This is a genomic window from Shewanella sp. UCD-FRSSP16_17 (assembly GCF_001675935.1).
Taxonomy (GTDB): Bacteria; Pseudomonadota; Gammaproteobacteria; order Enterobacterales; family Shewanellaceae; genus Shewanella; species Shewanella japonica.
Genome location: NZ_LZFV01000024.1, coordinates 51,879 through 67,128, shown reverse-complemented (window position 1 = coordinate 67,128; position 15,250 = coordinate 51,879). Strand labels below are relative to the sequence as shown.

12 protein-coding genes are annotated in these 15,250 nt (G+C 41.0%); 4 read left to right on the top strand and 8 right to left on the bottom strand.

The features are described 5' to 3' along the window. Positions 1-759: 759 nt before the first annotated feature. The 3 genes from A9267_RS11780 to A9267_RS11770 form a co-directional block, all read right to left on the bottom strand. Positions 760-1,497, bottom strand: coding sequence for a fumarate reductase iron-sulfur subunit (locus tag A9267_RS11780; RefSeq protein WP_065109312.1), 738 nt, complete (start codon positions 1,495-1,497; stop codon positions 760-762). Further along, complete coding sequence (locus A9267_RS11775; protein ID WP_065109311.1) at positions 1,497-3,485, bottom strand: fumarate reductase flavoprotein subunit; 1,989 nt, start codon at positions 3,483-3,485, stop codon at positions 1,497-1,499. Before A9267_RS11775 ends, A9267_RS11780 begins: the two co-directional genes overlap by 1 nt. 68 nt (positions 3,486-3,553) lie before the next feature. Then, a complete protein-coding gene (locus A9267_RS11770) occupies positions 3,554-4,294 on the bottom strand; it encodes a fumarate reductase cytochrome b subunit (protein WP_065109310.1) in 741 nt (246 codons plus the stop codon). Between the two features lie 381 nt (positions 4,295-4,675). On the opposite strand from A9267_RS11770, the gene prmA reads away from it, so the two are divergent. From prmA to A9267_RS11750, 4 genes are all read left to right on the top strand, one after another. After that, positions 4,676-5,557, top strand: a complete 882-nt coding sequence (gene prmA, locus A9267_RS11765) for a 50S ribosomal protein L11 methyltransferase (RefSeq protein ID WP_065109309.1) — start codon at positions 4,676-4,678, stop codon at positions 5,555-5,557. A 173-nt stretch (positions 5,558-5,730) separates the two neighbouring features. Next, the gene (gene dusB / locus A9267_RS11760; RefSeq protein WP_055023590.1) at positions 5,731-6,699 is read left to right on the top strand and encodes a tRNA dihydrouridine synthase DusB; all 969 of its coding nucleotides are present in this window, start codon (positions 5,731-5,733) and stop codon (positions 6,697-6,699) included. Between the two features lie 18 nt (positions 6,700-6,717). Continuing rightward, on the top strand, positions 6,718-7,026 hold the full coding sequence (fis, locus tag A9267_RS11755) for a DNA-binding transcriptional regulator Fis (RefSeq protein ID WP_055023591.1): 309 nt from the start codon (positions 6,718-6,720) through the stop codon (positions 7,024-7,026). 603 nt (positions 7,027-7,629) lie between these two features. Continuing rightward, the gene (locus A9267_RS11750) at positions 7,630-7,854 is read left to right on the top strand and encodes a phosphate ABC transporter substrate-binding protein (RefSeq protein ID WP_065109308.1); all 225 of its coding nucleotides are present in this window, start codon (positions 7,630-7,632) and stop codon (positions 7,852-7,854) included. Positions 7,855-7,910: 56 nt separating this feature from the next. Here the strand turns inward: A9267_RS11750 and A9267_RS11745 are convergent, their stop codons facing one another. The 5 genes from A9267_RS11745 to A9267_RS11725 all read right to left on the bottom strand — a co-directional run bounded on the left by A9267_RS11745 (position 7,911) and on the right by A9267_RS11725 (position 15,248). Next, complete coding sequence (locus A9267_RS11745) at positions 7,911-9,695, bottom strand: hypothetical protein (protein WP_065109307.1); 1,785 nt, start codon at positions 9,693-9,695, stop codon at positions 7,911-7,913. Between the two features lie 80 nt (positions 9,696-9,775). Further along, complete coding sequence (locus tag A9267_RS11740; protein ID WP_065109306.1) at positions 9,776-10,630, bottom strand: hypothetical protein; 855 nt, start codon at positions 10,628-10,630, stop codon at positions 9,776-9,778. A 29-nt stretch (positions 10,631-10,659) separates the two neighbouring features. Then, positions 10,660-11,373: a M48 family metallopeptidase gene (locus A9267_RS11735; RefSeq protein WP_065109305.1), complete on the bottom strand. Its 714-nt coding sequence runs from the start codon at positions 11,371-11,373 to the stop codon at positions 10,660-10,662. A gap of 2 nt (positions 11,374-11,375) precedes the next feature. After that, positions 11,376-14,606, bottom strand: a complete 3,231-nt coding sequence (locus A9267_RS11730; protein WP_065109304.1) for a type I restriction endonuclease subunit R — start codon at positions 14,604-14,606, stop codon at positions 11,376-11,378. Further along, on the bottom strand, positions 14,607-15,248 hold the full coding sequence (locus tag A9267_RS11725) for a hypothetical protein (protein WP_065109303.1): 642 nt from the start codon (positions 15,246-15,248) through the stop codon (positions 14,607-14,609). Positions 15,249-15,250: the final 2 nt, after the last annotated feature.

Below are 15,250 nucleotides of genomic sequence, written 5' to 3'. Positions count from 1 at the left end.
TATCTTCGAGACTAATCAACTCTACCCTTAAGTGGTTTTACTTTAATACAGCCTATGTGCTTAATTCAATGTTTTTACTTCGTTTTTATTGGTTAGGTTATCTTAAATTATCACTTCAACTTAATCCATTGCCTACCGCAGATGCTGTATAGGATATACGAATGTCGCGATCACATGGATGTGAAAGAGAGACCTTTTATGCAGATACATCCAAGACACGCCGTAAACACATCCATGTGGGCTCTGCGAAAACATCCATGTTTTCGAAGGTCTTGAACGCATCTACACTGCGATTATTGCCTCTTCGATTTGACTGTATTCGTGACAATTTAAAGAACTAAAAGGCTCAATTTGAATTGAGGACGTTGAAGAAAATAGCGTGATTCTCACATGGATGTGAGCATAGCTTTCGCGGTGCATGGATGCACCATCGGAAGCGTTAGCATTTTCGAATAAGTCTGAAGTTAGCAACAAACGAAGTTTAAAGCTGGATCAATCCCCATCGAAAATTATGCGCTTTCCAGCATTTTTCGTTAGGGGCGCTGAGGGTTTGTTAAGGGGGACAAGCGCTTTCCCCCTTGACTCTGGTGTGGGCGAAGCGCCACGACGTTAACCCAAACGGAGTTTGGAAATAAAGGAAAGAAACCTGCAATCTGAATCTGGTGTGAACTAAGCGCCACGACGTTGATTTATTAAAATGACAAACAAAAAAGCCGCTTACCTCTGCAGATATGCGGCTTTTAAATGTTTAGCGATTAATTAACAACTCACTATCGTTTGCGCCATTTTACGGCGTAAATAGGCAATTTGCTGCATATGCGGTAAATCTTTTGGGCAAGCATCTTGGCAACCCAATAATGTCATACAACCAAATACACCATCTTGATTACCAATCACATGATAGAAATCTTCCGCTGTGCGGGTATCACGGCTATCCATTTCAAAACGAGCGATTTTCATCATACCCACTGCGCCAACAAAGGTGTCTTTCATTTGTTTGGTCGCACACGCAGAAACACACACACCACATTCAACGCAGCGCTCTAATTCATATAACTTAGCCGCTTCAGCTGGATCCATTGGGTTTTCTAAGCGGTGAATGTCGATGTCATTACTGTCTGGTTGCAGCCACAGTTGTAAACGCTCTGCCAGCTCACGCATAAACTTACCAGTATTCACCGATAAATCGCCAATTAGCTCGAATCCTGGTAAAGGCATTAACTTGATTTTTCCATCGGCAAAGTTTGCCGTTAACGTACGACAAGCCAATGTTGGTTTACCATTAATCACCATCGCACAACTGCCACAGATACCCGCACGGCAAACAAAATCAAACTGCAAAGAAGGATCTTGCTGTTCGCGCAACAGGTTTAAAGCAATAAACACTGTCATTCCTGGCGCTTCAGTGATCTCGTAAGTCACCATTTTTGGCTTATCGTTAGGATCTTGCGGATCGTATCGAAAGATTTCAAAACTGATAGTACGTGGGCTACTCATTACTTCTCTCCCGACACTGCACTAGTGTCACTTAATCTTTCATTACGAGGACGTAATGTTTCAGGTAAATCGAATGGCATGATGGCTGCTTGTTTATCAAAGCGGTCGGCATCATCACCTAATTCAGCAAGAATTTCTGCAATCTGCGCTTCACGCGCTGCGGTATCAGGGTGTGCAACCGCATTATCATTACCATAGCCACGATAGCCTGGTGGCAGCTCCATCTTCATCACATCAAGTTGCTCGTAATGTAGTTCTGGCTCAAGTGCATTTTCATCTGGCCATGTTGATAGTGTGCGGTTTAGCCACTCTTTATCGTTACGTTGCGGGTAATCTTCACGGGCATGGGCACCACGGCTTTCTGTGCGCGCATTCGCGCCACATGCAACCGTTAGGGCAACACGCAGCATACGCGGGACTCTTAATGCTTCAACTAGCTCAGGGTTAGCGTGACGTTTTTTGCACTTAAGACCGATATTTTTACTGCGTTTCAGCAGGTCTTTTAGCTCGCTGACGGCTTTTTCAAGCTCAGGGCCATTACGGAAAATACCCACATAATTCATCATAATTCGCTGCATAGCGAGTTTGATATCAAATACGTTTTCAGTGCCTTCACCGACTAATAGCTCATCAATTTCGCCTTGTAATTTTGACATGGTGTCATCGATGACTTGTGTATTAATCTCTAGGGTATTCTTCTCACAAAAATCAGCGACATACTTACCGATAATCATGCCGCCAACTACGGTTTCTGCTAGTGAGTTACCGCCTAAACGGTTAAAGCCATGCATATCCCAACAGGCTGCCTCACCGACACTGAATAAACCTGCAAGCTGCGGACTTTCACCGGTAGCATTAGTACGAATACCGCCCATTGAGTAATGCTGAGTCGGTCTGACTGGGATCCAATCTTTCGCAGGGTCGATACCGAGGAAGTTTTCACAAATCTCTTTGACCTCACGTAAATTGGTCTCAACATGCTTGCGGCCAAGCAGAGTAATATCGAGCCATAAGTGAGGGCCATAAGGGCTATCAACCCCTTTACCTTTACGCATATGCTCGGTCATGCGCCGTGATACTACGTCACGTGATGCAAGCTCTTTCTTTTCAGGCTCATAGTCAGGCATAAAGCGATGACCATCTTTATCACGCAGCAATCCGCCATCACCACGACACCCTTCTGTGGTTAAAATCCCTACTGGCACAATCGCTGTTGGGTGGAACTGCACCGCTTCCATGTTGCCTAAAGCGGCAACGCCTGTATCTAATGCCAATGCTTGGCCTATACCTTCACAGATGATTGCATTGGTAGACACTTCGTAAATACGCCCATAACCACCTGTGGCAATAGTGGTCGATTTACCAATGTAAGCGCGCAGCTCACCAGTCACTAGGCAGCGAGCAATCACACCGTGACAGCGTTTGCCGTCATGGATAAGTGATAAAGCTTCAATACGTTCATGAACAGGAATGTCCATTTCAATGGCTTTATTATCTACTGCATATAACAATGAATGACCTGTACCGTCAGCGGTATAGCAAGTACGCCATTTTTTAGTCCCGCCAAAATCACGGGCATTAATTAAACCATGGGCTTTTTCAGCTTCGGTAATCGTGACCTTTTCAGCATTCACTACCACTTGGCGATCGCCAGCAGTAATACGTGACCAAGGTACGCCCCAGTTAGCCAGTTCACGCACCGCTTTTGGCGCGCAATGGGCAAACATTCTTGCTACGTCTTGATCGCAGCCCCAATCAGAACCTTTTACAGTATCTTGGAAATGGACATCTTCATCATCACCCATTCCTTTTACAGTGTTACCAAGGCTCGCTTGCATGCCACCTTGAGCCGCTGCAGAGTGAGAGCGCTTAGCAGGGATAAGCGATAACACCACGGTATCTAAACCACGTTCTTTTGAAGCAATAGCAACGCGCAAACCAGCAAGGCCTGCGCCAACGACTAATGAGTCTGTATAAATTATTTTCACGGGTATTCCTTAAATTCGATACGAGGTTAATGGCATAGGTGACTCATTAACCTAAAACTCTTAAGCTTCTAGCTCGGCACAAAAGGAGTCACTGGTAACTCCAACGATTGACCAATCACGATGTAAGTCATCAAACTTGCGATACCAATAATCATCAAGTAAATCACCATAAACTTGGCAAGTTTTAACGCTGCCATACGTTTAGTGGTAACGCCCCACTTAACGGCAACACGGTATAAGCCGAACATGGCATGAATAACAACGGCAGGAAGCAGTAATACATACAGCATCCACACATCTTGGTGGTAAACACGTTCAGCCGATAAATGTGGCCCAATCGCAGGATTAGTGATCATGTCATAGAGATGAACAGGCGCGAGGAAGAATAATAAAAAGCCTGTGATCAGCTGCCAGAACCAAATTTTTGTATCTTGGTGAGGCATGATTGTCATTTGACTGCGAAGCGCTCGCCATTGCTGAATTTGCGCAGGAAAACGGCGCAAGGCAAATGCAGCATGAATAATCACCACAATTAACATGAAGGCAGAGATAAATTTGGTTAGTACAGGGAAGCCATGTCCTGTTTCGCTAAAGATGCCACCTTCTAGAAAGTGACCCACATGATAAAAGGCCTCTTTACTGATTAGGATGCTCGACTCAAAGTGCAAGTGCATAATGATGAAGAAGCCTAACAACAACCCGGTAGCACTTTGTAATTTATCCGCTCTGGCAGCCCAAATGGGGTTCAAATACCCTTTTGACGATACGTCATGTATTTTTTGATTTTGTGTTTGTGATGAAGCTGTCATAGTTCTCATGCCTGTTAATGACATATTGCTGGTGATTTCAGCTTATCAGTTATCACTATTTCTCCTTGTGCTAGAAAATTAAATCGTGATCAAGCTCACCCTGCATTCACCGTCTTTTAGAAGTTGATCACAGTCACAGATTGTTCAAATTTAAGAACTCAAAATTTACCTTATGTTTCATAAATTTATCGTGACATTCAAACAAACAGATGAATATGGTGATTTCATCATGGATATTAATAGCTTAAAGATTAACCAGTAGCAAAAGGTGTGAAAATGGCCCTTTCAATGCAATTGAGCAATATTTCACTATCAAGTGCTGCTGTTTTACCCGCCAAGCAGGTACAATAGGCCATTAAATTATTCTCATAGGAAAACTCCATGCCTTGGATTCAACTTCGCATTAGTACTCACAGCGACCATGCCGACGCGCTTGGCGACCTCTTAATGGAGCAAGGTTCTGTATCAATTACCTATGAAGATGGTAAAGACACACCGATATTCGAACCCAAATTAGGTGAAACGCCACTTTGGCAAGACACTATCGTGATTGCCCTGTTTGATGCTGGCACCGACTTAGCTCCGACAGTGAGCTTTTTAGAAACCCTGCCTTATCTAGGCAAAGGGTTTACACATAAAATCGAACAGATTGAAGATAAAGATTGGGTTCGTGAATGGATGGACAGCTTTCACCCGATTAAATTTGGTAACCGCTTATGGATCTGCCCAAGCTGGCGTGATATTCCTGAGCCTGATGCTGTTAACGTTATTCTTGATCCAGGTCTTGCCTTCGGAACAGGTACCCACCCAACTACCGCATTATGTTTAGAGTGGTTAGATAGCTTAGATTTATCTGATAAAGAAGTGATCGATTTTGGTTGTGGCTCAGGCATTTTAGCCATTGCAGCACTAAAACTTGGTGCTAAGACTGTCACAGGTGTTGATATTGATTATCAAGCGATTGATGCATCAACTGCCAATTCAGAACGTAACGGCGTAGCAGATAAATTAGCGCTATATTTACCAGAGAACCAACCTGATAATCTGCAAGCAGATATCTTGGTTGCTAACATTCTTGCTGGCCCATTACGTGAATTAGCGCCTTTAATTGCAGAAAAGGTTAAAACAGGCGGTAAATTAGCCCTGTCAGGCCTGCTACAAGAGCAAGCAGAAGAAATATCACAATTTTACAGTCAATGGTTCATCATGGATGAAGCGGCTCACAAAGAAGACTGGAGCCGCTTGACAGGTACACGTAAATAACGGTAAAGGCAGTACACCCCTTATGGCAGCTAGATCTCTGCCAAAAGGGGCTATTACGACTCCCCAACTAAAAGTCAAGAAAAAAAGTTACATTTAGTTCATTTATTGACCTTTTCAGCAGCGCAAAAAAGGGCTAATATAGCGCCCCTTTGACGAGCAAGGTGATTAACTCAATGCAAATTGGCCCTTATCAACTGAGCAATCAGCTGATCGTGGCACCAATGGCAGGTGTCACCGATCGCGCTTTTAGAAACCTCTGTTTACGCTATGGCGCAGGCCTAGCAGTATCAGAAATGCTTTCATCTAATCCTGATGTTTGGGATACAGATAAAAGCCGCCAGCGCATGATGCATTCTGGTGAAGAAGGTATTCGCTCAGTACAAATTGCGGGTGCAGATCCTGATTTAATGGCAAATGCCGCCCAGTTCAACGTTGAACAAGGTGCGCATATCATTGATATCAATATGGGCTGTCCGGCAAAAAAAGTGAATAAGAAGCTTGCAGGCTCGGCATTAATGCAAGATCCCCAGCTAGTGAAAGAGATTTTACAGGCTGTTGTTAGTGCAGTTGATGTCCCTGTAACACTTAAGATCCGCACAGGTTGGCAACCTGAACATCGTAATGGTGTTGAAATTGCCCATATTGCTGAAGATTGTGGTATTGCATCGCTCGCCGTTCATGGCAGAACGAGACAATGCATGTATAAAGGCTTTGCCGAATACGACACGATTAAAGCAATAAAACAAAATGTCTCAATCCCTGTTGTTGCTAACGGAGATATCGACAGTCCTGAAAAAGCTAAGTTTGTCTTAGATTACACAGGCGCCGATGCTTTGATGGTAGGACGAGGAGCCCAAGGCAGACCGTGGATTTTTAGAGAAATTCACCACTACTTGGAAACAGGTAAAAAATTACCGCCAGTTGAGGCGAGCGAGCAACGAGAAATCATGCTCGAACACCTGAACAAATTGTACGAATTGTACGGCGAATACAAAGGTGTCCGATTTGCGAGAAAGCATATGGGATGGTACCTAAACCAAGAAGAACAGCGACAGTTCCGTGCTGACTTTAATAGGCTTGAAACCGCTGAACAGCAATATTCCCTTGTGGAATGTTACTTTGATGAATTAGTAAATTTTTAATATAAAGAGCAGAATAGAATGTTTGATCAGACAACTACTAACACAGAAGTTCACCAGCTAACCGTAGGTAAGATTGAAACCGCTAACGGTACAATCAAGCCACAACTATTACGTGACGCAGTAAAGCGTGCAGTAACAAACTTCTTCTCTCAGTTAGACGGTCAAGAAGCGTCTGAAGTATATGAAATGGTTTTAAGCGAAGTTGAAGCACCATTACTAGACATCATCATGCAACACACTCGTGGTAACCAAACACGTGCTGCGAACATGTTAGGTATCAACCGTGGTACTTTACGTAAGAAATTAAAAAAATACGGCATGAACTAAGAAGAAATTCTTAATTCGTTGTATTAAAAAGGGTTAATCAGTAATGGTTAGCCCTTTTTTGTTATCTTGCTACTCAAGTTGCTACTCAATGTAGTTATCTCATTCTCAATATTTAACGTTGTCACAGCTAAAGTAATAGCTAATGCAATTCACTTAACTAAAGTTTTCGTCTCAATATCTTTACTAAATACTGAACTCAATACTGGTAAAATCACACAACTTCAAATGTTCCTAATATAGTTTGAGCAATAAACTGAAGTAAAACAGAGGGGAAACAATTCATTTTTAAAATGGATCACGAAACTCCTGTTCCGTTTCGTTTTGACCACTTTCAATGATCCTTTTCTCTTTAGAAACAGATTTTCAGATTGTTTAGGTTTCATTAAAATATCTCTACCCATAGATAAGACTCAATGGTTTAGGGCTCACTACCATCAACTATTGAAATGACACAATTTAATGATTCCACGTCGTGGCTTTGTATCAAGAACGTATGAAATGCGATAACCTAAACAAGCTTAGTGAACTACCAAATATGGGAGCATTAATGCTAATTCGATTTAAAAAAGGCGCTCTGTTCTAGGTATTCCCTAGGAGAGAGACATGAAAAAAGAAGTTCGACTTATACGTTTTTACGGTATCAATGAAGCAGGACTGGCTGCTATGCCACATAAAGTGTCAGGTAGACAAGTTTCCCGCATCTGTGTTGGTGAGGATATGGGTTGTGCTCATTGTTTCCCGCATGGAATAGACACAACAAATAGTTACCTGACTAAAGAGCAGCGTAACTGGAAGAAATATCGTAAAACTCAGTACCGCTTGGCTTGATGCCTTAAACAAAAACAGCACTCAAATGGGTGCTGTTTTTTTGTTAGTTGATAGCTCTACGCATTAATACATTCCATACATACTTTTTCATAGGCAAAAGCATGCCCGAATCCTATAGAACCGCACTCAACGCAGGGTACAGCTATCGGAGCTTGAAATAATATTTCAACCCAATCTTCAAACGGTTCGCCATTTTTAACGCGATAATCAAGCGTCGCTTTTTTACCTTCAATTTCACAATGAACTAAAATGACATCGAATTCCCCTATAATTGTCCTTTCTATACTTAACTGAGACTCACTACCTCTCCCCTCTTTACGGTAATCAAGTACTTCTTCTAAATCATCAACTGTGAAAAGTGTTTGAAGGTTTTTTTGATCGCTCAACTTTCGACGTAACGTATCATATGCATTCAGCTCATCGAAAAGCTTATCAGACAATAGGCTTGGATCAGTTATCCCTCCTGAAGCTAGAATATCGTTAACGACTGAAAAACGCATATTACTGGCAATTCGGCACCCTTTGACGCTATTGAATACTGTAAAGCCTTTGTCTTCTGCCAGAATATTTACTGCTACATAAACGTTTGTGGTGCAACCTAATAGAGCAGCTTGAAGTTGAAACATCGTCATAAATCGCAATTTAGATGGCATCAATATGCCCAGTTCATGAAGAACTTGGTTTGGCAAAAGAACTCTATTGACGAAGCTTTGCCCTTCATAGAGAACACCAAACTCAATTCCTTTATCAGTCACACCACATTCAATATCAATAACACCATGACTTAACTTAACTATCTCAAGCCTCAATAGGTCATCCATAATTGATATAGGCTTTTGTTGATAATGAATAGGGTGAGCAGGCTCCTTGCTAAGCAAAGCTCCTAAATCATCATTCATCTTTTTTAAATCATAGATTTCCATATCTCGATCTTCTAAATCAGATTCAGAATCATCCAACATTCTTAGATTAAATAACTTTCTAATTAGTGGACTAGGTTCATAAAACTCTTCCCTTCCTAGCAACTCAGAAAGAACATCAAGACCGTCCCAACCATCATCATTCAAAAATGAGATATACCTAGCAAGCCACCTCAACCCCCGCTGACTATCAGGCTCATCATCTTGCCAATCGTGAATAGCTAAATGAACCAAGCTTTCATTATCAAACTCAGACACTTTAGGATTAATATCTGCACCAGCTGCAACTAATCTGCTCATCAACGAAAAATCACGTTTACGATATAATTCAATCATCAAGGGAGAGCCTTGATGACCACTCACAGGTGTTTCCCAATCAATATTAAGGTTTGGGTACAAGAAGCTATATTGCTCCTCCATAAGCCAAATATGAGGTGTAAAATAATCAAACCAATCATGAACACCACAGAATTCAGCGATTTCACGATTCTCTTTGTCTACTTCATAGCTAGAATAAACATTAACTTCAGGATGAAGCATCAATAGATTGAAAATGTCACGGCGCCCGTAAGCCAAAGCCATCGCTAAATAGTCATTATCAGCGCAATTAGAATTTAGGTTTTGAAAAGCAAGTACCGAGATAGCAAGCTCAACAGAGCCTTGCTTTATAGCAACCTTGATAGGGCGAGTATCTTCTTCCTCATCCCAAGTTTGGATAAGAATAAATGCTGCTGCGGAGTACTTACCTTCTGAATACAATGTCTCAAAATTAGCGTTATATTCCTTAGTATCCTCATCATAGTAATGTGCTTCTAAATGTTTATTCTCATCATTTAGAATATCAAATTGCCGACCTAGCCAATTTGTTTCATATGCATATTTTAACCACTGACCATCTAACAACTGACTGCTCAAGCTCATACTTACTCCTTCACAAGCTACTACTGAGATAACAGAATTAAGTTTTAATGAATACAATAACTAACGTCATTTAAACACAATTAATATATGACGTTATGGTGCTCCGTCGCACATCCATAACAAATCACCTCATTAGTTTCTTTGTTGATAAAATCACTGAGTTCCATGCCTTTACCTTCTGATACTTCTTCTTTGCAATAAAAACAATCGGCAGGAAATTTTTGTTCCGCCTCTATTTCGGCTTTTAAAGCGCGGACTTCTGCTGGCGTGGATGATAAAGGTAGGGTCTCTTTGATATCCAAGCCTGGGAAGCTTTCATGTGGATGTGGCCAAAAGGTAACTGCATTAAATATGACAATCTCATCGTCAAACACTGCGACTCTAATCTCATCGTACCTAGAAGAAGTAATTCTATCGATTTTGCTGACATCAAAAACTTGCTTAAAAGTTTTTGAACACGAACCCACAGCACAAACAGGCTCTGTTCTAATGTCTATTAACTTTGAATCTACCAGCTGATTGCATTTCTGGCAGACTAAGAAATACTGAGAGTTATCAAGTAACTGGTAAAGGGCTTCAAAAAGTGCATTTTTATCTAAGGCGGGAGTATTTTCAGCAGTAAACAGTAAGTGTAAACTTTTGCCCTGTTCACTATGACAATGGGCTGTAAGACTAATTCTATCGCTAAAATCTAAAGAATATAGAACCTCATAAGAGTCCCTATCTTTTTGATTTTTTTTGAATAAATCTAAATATATTTCATCTTCTAAATGGGTTAAGTTAGGTCCAAATTTGATCTTTGATGTATCAAAATGGAAGCCTTTAAGAGAAATGAACTCAGAAAATTTTTCTATTAATTCATCATGACCTGAGACTGATATAGCACCTTGTTCAATAAGCGACTTTACCGTTGGAATACAATCTGTAATTAGCATAATTACAATTCCTTAAATGATTAAATAAACTACACAACTAATCTTCCTGAGTTAACCTTGAGCCACTCTTTATGCTCAGCGTAATCAGGCATTATCCGTTCAACTTCTTTCCAAAACTTAGGCGAATGGTCTAACTGCTTTAAATGACATAGCTCATGGATTACCACATAATCAACGACACGATTCGGTGCCATAACAATAATCCAATTAAAGTCGAGTTCGCCTTTAGGGCTACAGCTCCCCCAGCGGCTTTTAAACGTCTTAATACCTACAGACTTAGGCTCTAACCCCATTATTTTTGAATAGCGCCTAACCTTCTCTTTAATCTTGCGTAAGGCATTAAGCTTGTACCAGCGAATCAACGCATCACGTACTAAGTTGCTGCGCTTTGCTCCATCAGGTAATGTCGCAACTAAACGCCCTTGATAAAGCTTAACGGGTACATAGTCACCACAAACAACCTTTAGTCGATAGTTACGGCCTAAATAGGCGTAGGCTTCACCAGAAATAAACTCTCTCGTACTAGCGGGGAGTGAGGCATCATGCAACGCGATTTTTTGTATTATCCATTGACGCTTTTCTGCCACCAGCTGGTGGACACGTTCTATATCAAGCGCCTTGGGGACAACAATTGACACTAAGCCGTCTTCAACTTTAATCGAAGCTGTCTTTATTCTACTGGTGCGAATAACATCAACATAAAGTCCGTTAACCTCAATTTGTTCAGGCTTAATAACACTCATCGTTATTTATTCCCAAACTTAGTCTTAGCTAATTCCATAAAGCGATCTTGTAGTATTAACACTAATGGTTTATCACCAAATGGTTGCTCTAGTACTGCTCGCTTAATTTCTTTCTTCATGCGTTTTACTTCATCTTCTTTACTGAAAAAGTCGATAATTTCAGTCGCTTCATCAAACATCGCCACCAGCGTTTGCGTTGTTGATTTAATCGCATCATGCACTGACTCATCTAACACATCACCATCACTAACTTGCGTGACTTCAGCGATCAAAATACCGTAAAAAGCATATTCAGTTTCACTCAGACCAACATCGTCTGCAGCCTGTTTATGAGTACTCGCGATATCGCTAGAAAATTCAAACAGTAATTCACATTGTTGCGCCCATTTTCCACGAGTTTTCTCAATAATATCGCGTAAACGTAGGCTTAAAGAGCGGTAATACTCAGGGTCTTCATCAAGGTTAATAGTGATGTGATGCTTTATGGCACTTTCAATTTCAGATGCTTTTGATTCATCTGATTTAGTAGGTTTAATGCTCTCTTTAAAATTGGCGGCTAACAAATCAACAGGGGGGATTTTAGGGTCGATACCCGTACTTAGAATATGTTCATCCACCAGCTGACGAACCTTCTCGCCTATCTCATGCATATCTAAGCCTGCATCACGATATAACGTCTTTGCAGCATTATGAATTTTACCTAATAGTTTCATATCAGCAATAAACGGGGCAGCTGCCGCATCAGGCAGAATCACATTTAATTGCTTGGCGAATTGTTTAAAGGCCATATCAAACTGAGCACGAGTGGTTTCGTCTTTTAAAATAAGTACGTAATCATCAATATCGTCACTTTTCACATTTTTAAAAAATGATATCGCAACGGTATGCTTGGCTTTAAGCTTCGGGATTTCATCTTTAAGACTTTGAATCGTCCCCTCAACATCTTCACTGCTAAATAACTCTAATGCTTCGGTTAAATAAGTTGCTAAGCCGTGGTAATCGACAACATAACCACAATTTTTCCCTTTATAGGTTCGGTTCACACGGGCTATGGCTTGCATCAAGGTGTGATCTTGTAGCTTACGGTCGATATACATTACCTGTGCAATTGGCGCATCAAAGCCTGTTAACAGCATATCTTTTACGATAAGAAAGGCAGTGTTATCAAACTTTCGATTCTTTACATCCGTGCCTTGTTTATCGATTCCAAATGGCTTTTTAAAGTTTGTAATGACCTGCTTTTGATGCACCTTATCAGTGTGCTTAGCAATATAAGCTTCATCATTATGATCACCCGATATAATTACTTCTGAAGGTGGCGCACCTAATTCATCTAAGGTCTTTTTGAAAATAGCCGCAGCATGACGGCTACCCACTACAATCATGGCTTTAAAACCATCTGGACGAATATGCTCTTTGTAATGCTTAATCAAATCTAAACACACCCAACGAATACGGGCAGGGGCTTCTCGTATAGCACGCTCAACACCATACTTCTTTTTGATTTCACGCTGTTCTTCTTTAGTGTAATCACCAAAGTATTCTTCAAACAGTTTGTCCAGAGACTCACCAGCAACCTCAGATATCACTTCTCGCCCTTCATATAACAGCTTTACAGTAGCGCCATCTTCTACCGCTTGGTTAATCTTGTATTCATCGATATAACCACCGAAAGCTTGTCCCATCTTTTGGGTTTTAAGCAATGGCGTACCAGTAAAACCTATCTTAGGCGCATTAGGTAATGCCGCATTGATGGTCATTGCCAAACCGCCGAATTGGGTTCGATGTGCTTCATCTGCAAGTACAATAATCTTGTCACTCGGATTAAGGTCGGTAAAACCTGCAGCAACGCCTTTTTGCTTTGCTTGTTCTTTTTCTAAGTCTGAAAACTTCTGCACCATAGCCGTAACAAGATCAGAGCTGTCTTTTTTAAGTAATTCTTTTAACTGTGCCACAGAGCCAGCGTTATAAACCGTTTCGCCTTGAGCATCACGAAAAGTGTCAGAAAGTTGCGAATCAAGCTGAGTTCTATCAGTAATGAATACTAGTTTGTATTGCTTTAACTCAGGGTCTCGGCGCATCTTAACAGCCAACATCACCATGGTTAATGACTTACCGCTACCTTGGGTATGCCAAACAACACCAGATTTCTCTTTTCTATCAATGCCACTCTTGAGTCTTTCAATAACCTTATTTACCGCACGATACTGCTGATAACGAGCCACTTTCTTAATCAAGCGTCCATCATCAGTTTCAAACAAAATAAAGTTTTGCAGAATATCTAAGAAGTTAGTTTTGCTAAACATGCCAGCTAAGAGCCGTTGCTGCGCGGTCACATTAGTAAGCGAGTCGTAGTTGGCTGGTGACTTGTCATATTGCGAAGAAGACCGTTGATACTGAGCAGCAGGCTCTGCCACTTTTTGCAATACATCTGGCGACTCAAGTTCATCTTCAGTGGTTAAAGCATCTTCAGGTTGTTCGATGCTCATTCGTGAATTCAAGCCAACAACATTGTCCTGCAATGATCGTTGCGCTAACTCCTCATCACTGAAAGGGTAAGCATCTTTCCAGTCACCATAATGCTGTGCACTTGAACTAATAGTGCCGACTTTAGCTTGATCGCGACAACTAGATACCATGAGCTGGTTATACCAAAACAGCTTTTCAGCGCCTTCATCATCTTCACTGTGACGTAAATTAGCATAGCGACGAAGTTGGTTAATACCTTCGCTCATCGGGCTGGATATATAGGGTGACTTACATTCAATAACGGCTAGTGGAATGCCATTAACAAAGCAGACAATATCAGGAATAATACGCTGATTAACACCTTCAATTTTGAATTGGTTAGTGCAGATAAATTCGTTGTTTTCAGGTTGTTCAAAGTCCACCAGCTTAACGGTTTGCCCTTTTCGTCCTTTACCTAAATCTTGTTCAACCGATAAGTAGCTAACAAGGGTTTGATAAAACGCATGGTTATATTCCATTAACGCTGCAAAATTTGGGTGAGTCACCTCACGGGATACTTTGCGAAGGTTCTCATCACTTATCCACGGATTAATCCGCTTTATCGCAACTTCAAGGCGTTTAACTAACACCACATCTCGCAAGTAAACCCGCTCAGCATTTCCATGCTCAGGAGATAGCATTTTCCCTGGAATATACTGCCAACCCAAACTCACTAATTGTGAAATTGCTGGAGCTTCTACTTTGTCAAATTCATTATTTTGCATTTAAATACCACTATCAGCGCTATACGCAGTAACTGCTTCTTGTGTTATCAAAAGGTATTGATCTATTTTAGCCTTGACGGAATGAACACCACTATCACTCATCAACAAATTTAAAGGCACTTCAAAGCCTGCTGAGATAAATTGATGGTCTAATTTAACGTCTACCGAATCACTATAGTCAGGATAACTAATCGAATTCCACTTCTTATAAAAGTCTGAAGCTTCATCCTGTACAGCACGATAAACAGCAAGTTTTAGAATACTTTCAGCCTCCTTAACATCCACTTTCAACGTTAATGCATCTGGTTGGCTTTTACTTTTTTCATCGTTTATCCCAGAATCATTAATAACCAAAAACTCAATGATGTAATCTCCCTTAGTGATTCTTTTTAAGTCATTTACATGCTTAAAAACATAACGAGTCACAGCTGCAGGAAGTAGATCCCACTGCCACTTTTTAAATGGGTTTGCATTGCTTTGACCTGGGGATGAAAAACGATGAGGCGACCAAAAATAGAATTCAGTATCGGCTTCAAGCGCTATGTTTTCTATGACGGGGAGTAAACGTTGGTAATAAGCTGCCAGTAGCCGATGGGCAGTTCTAACCTGTGTAAAAAGATCATCCATTTCACTATTGCTCATTT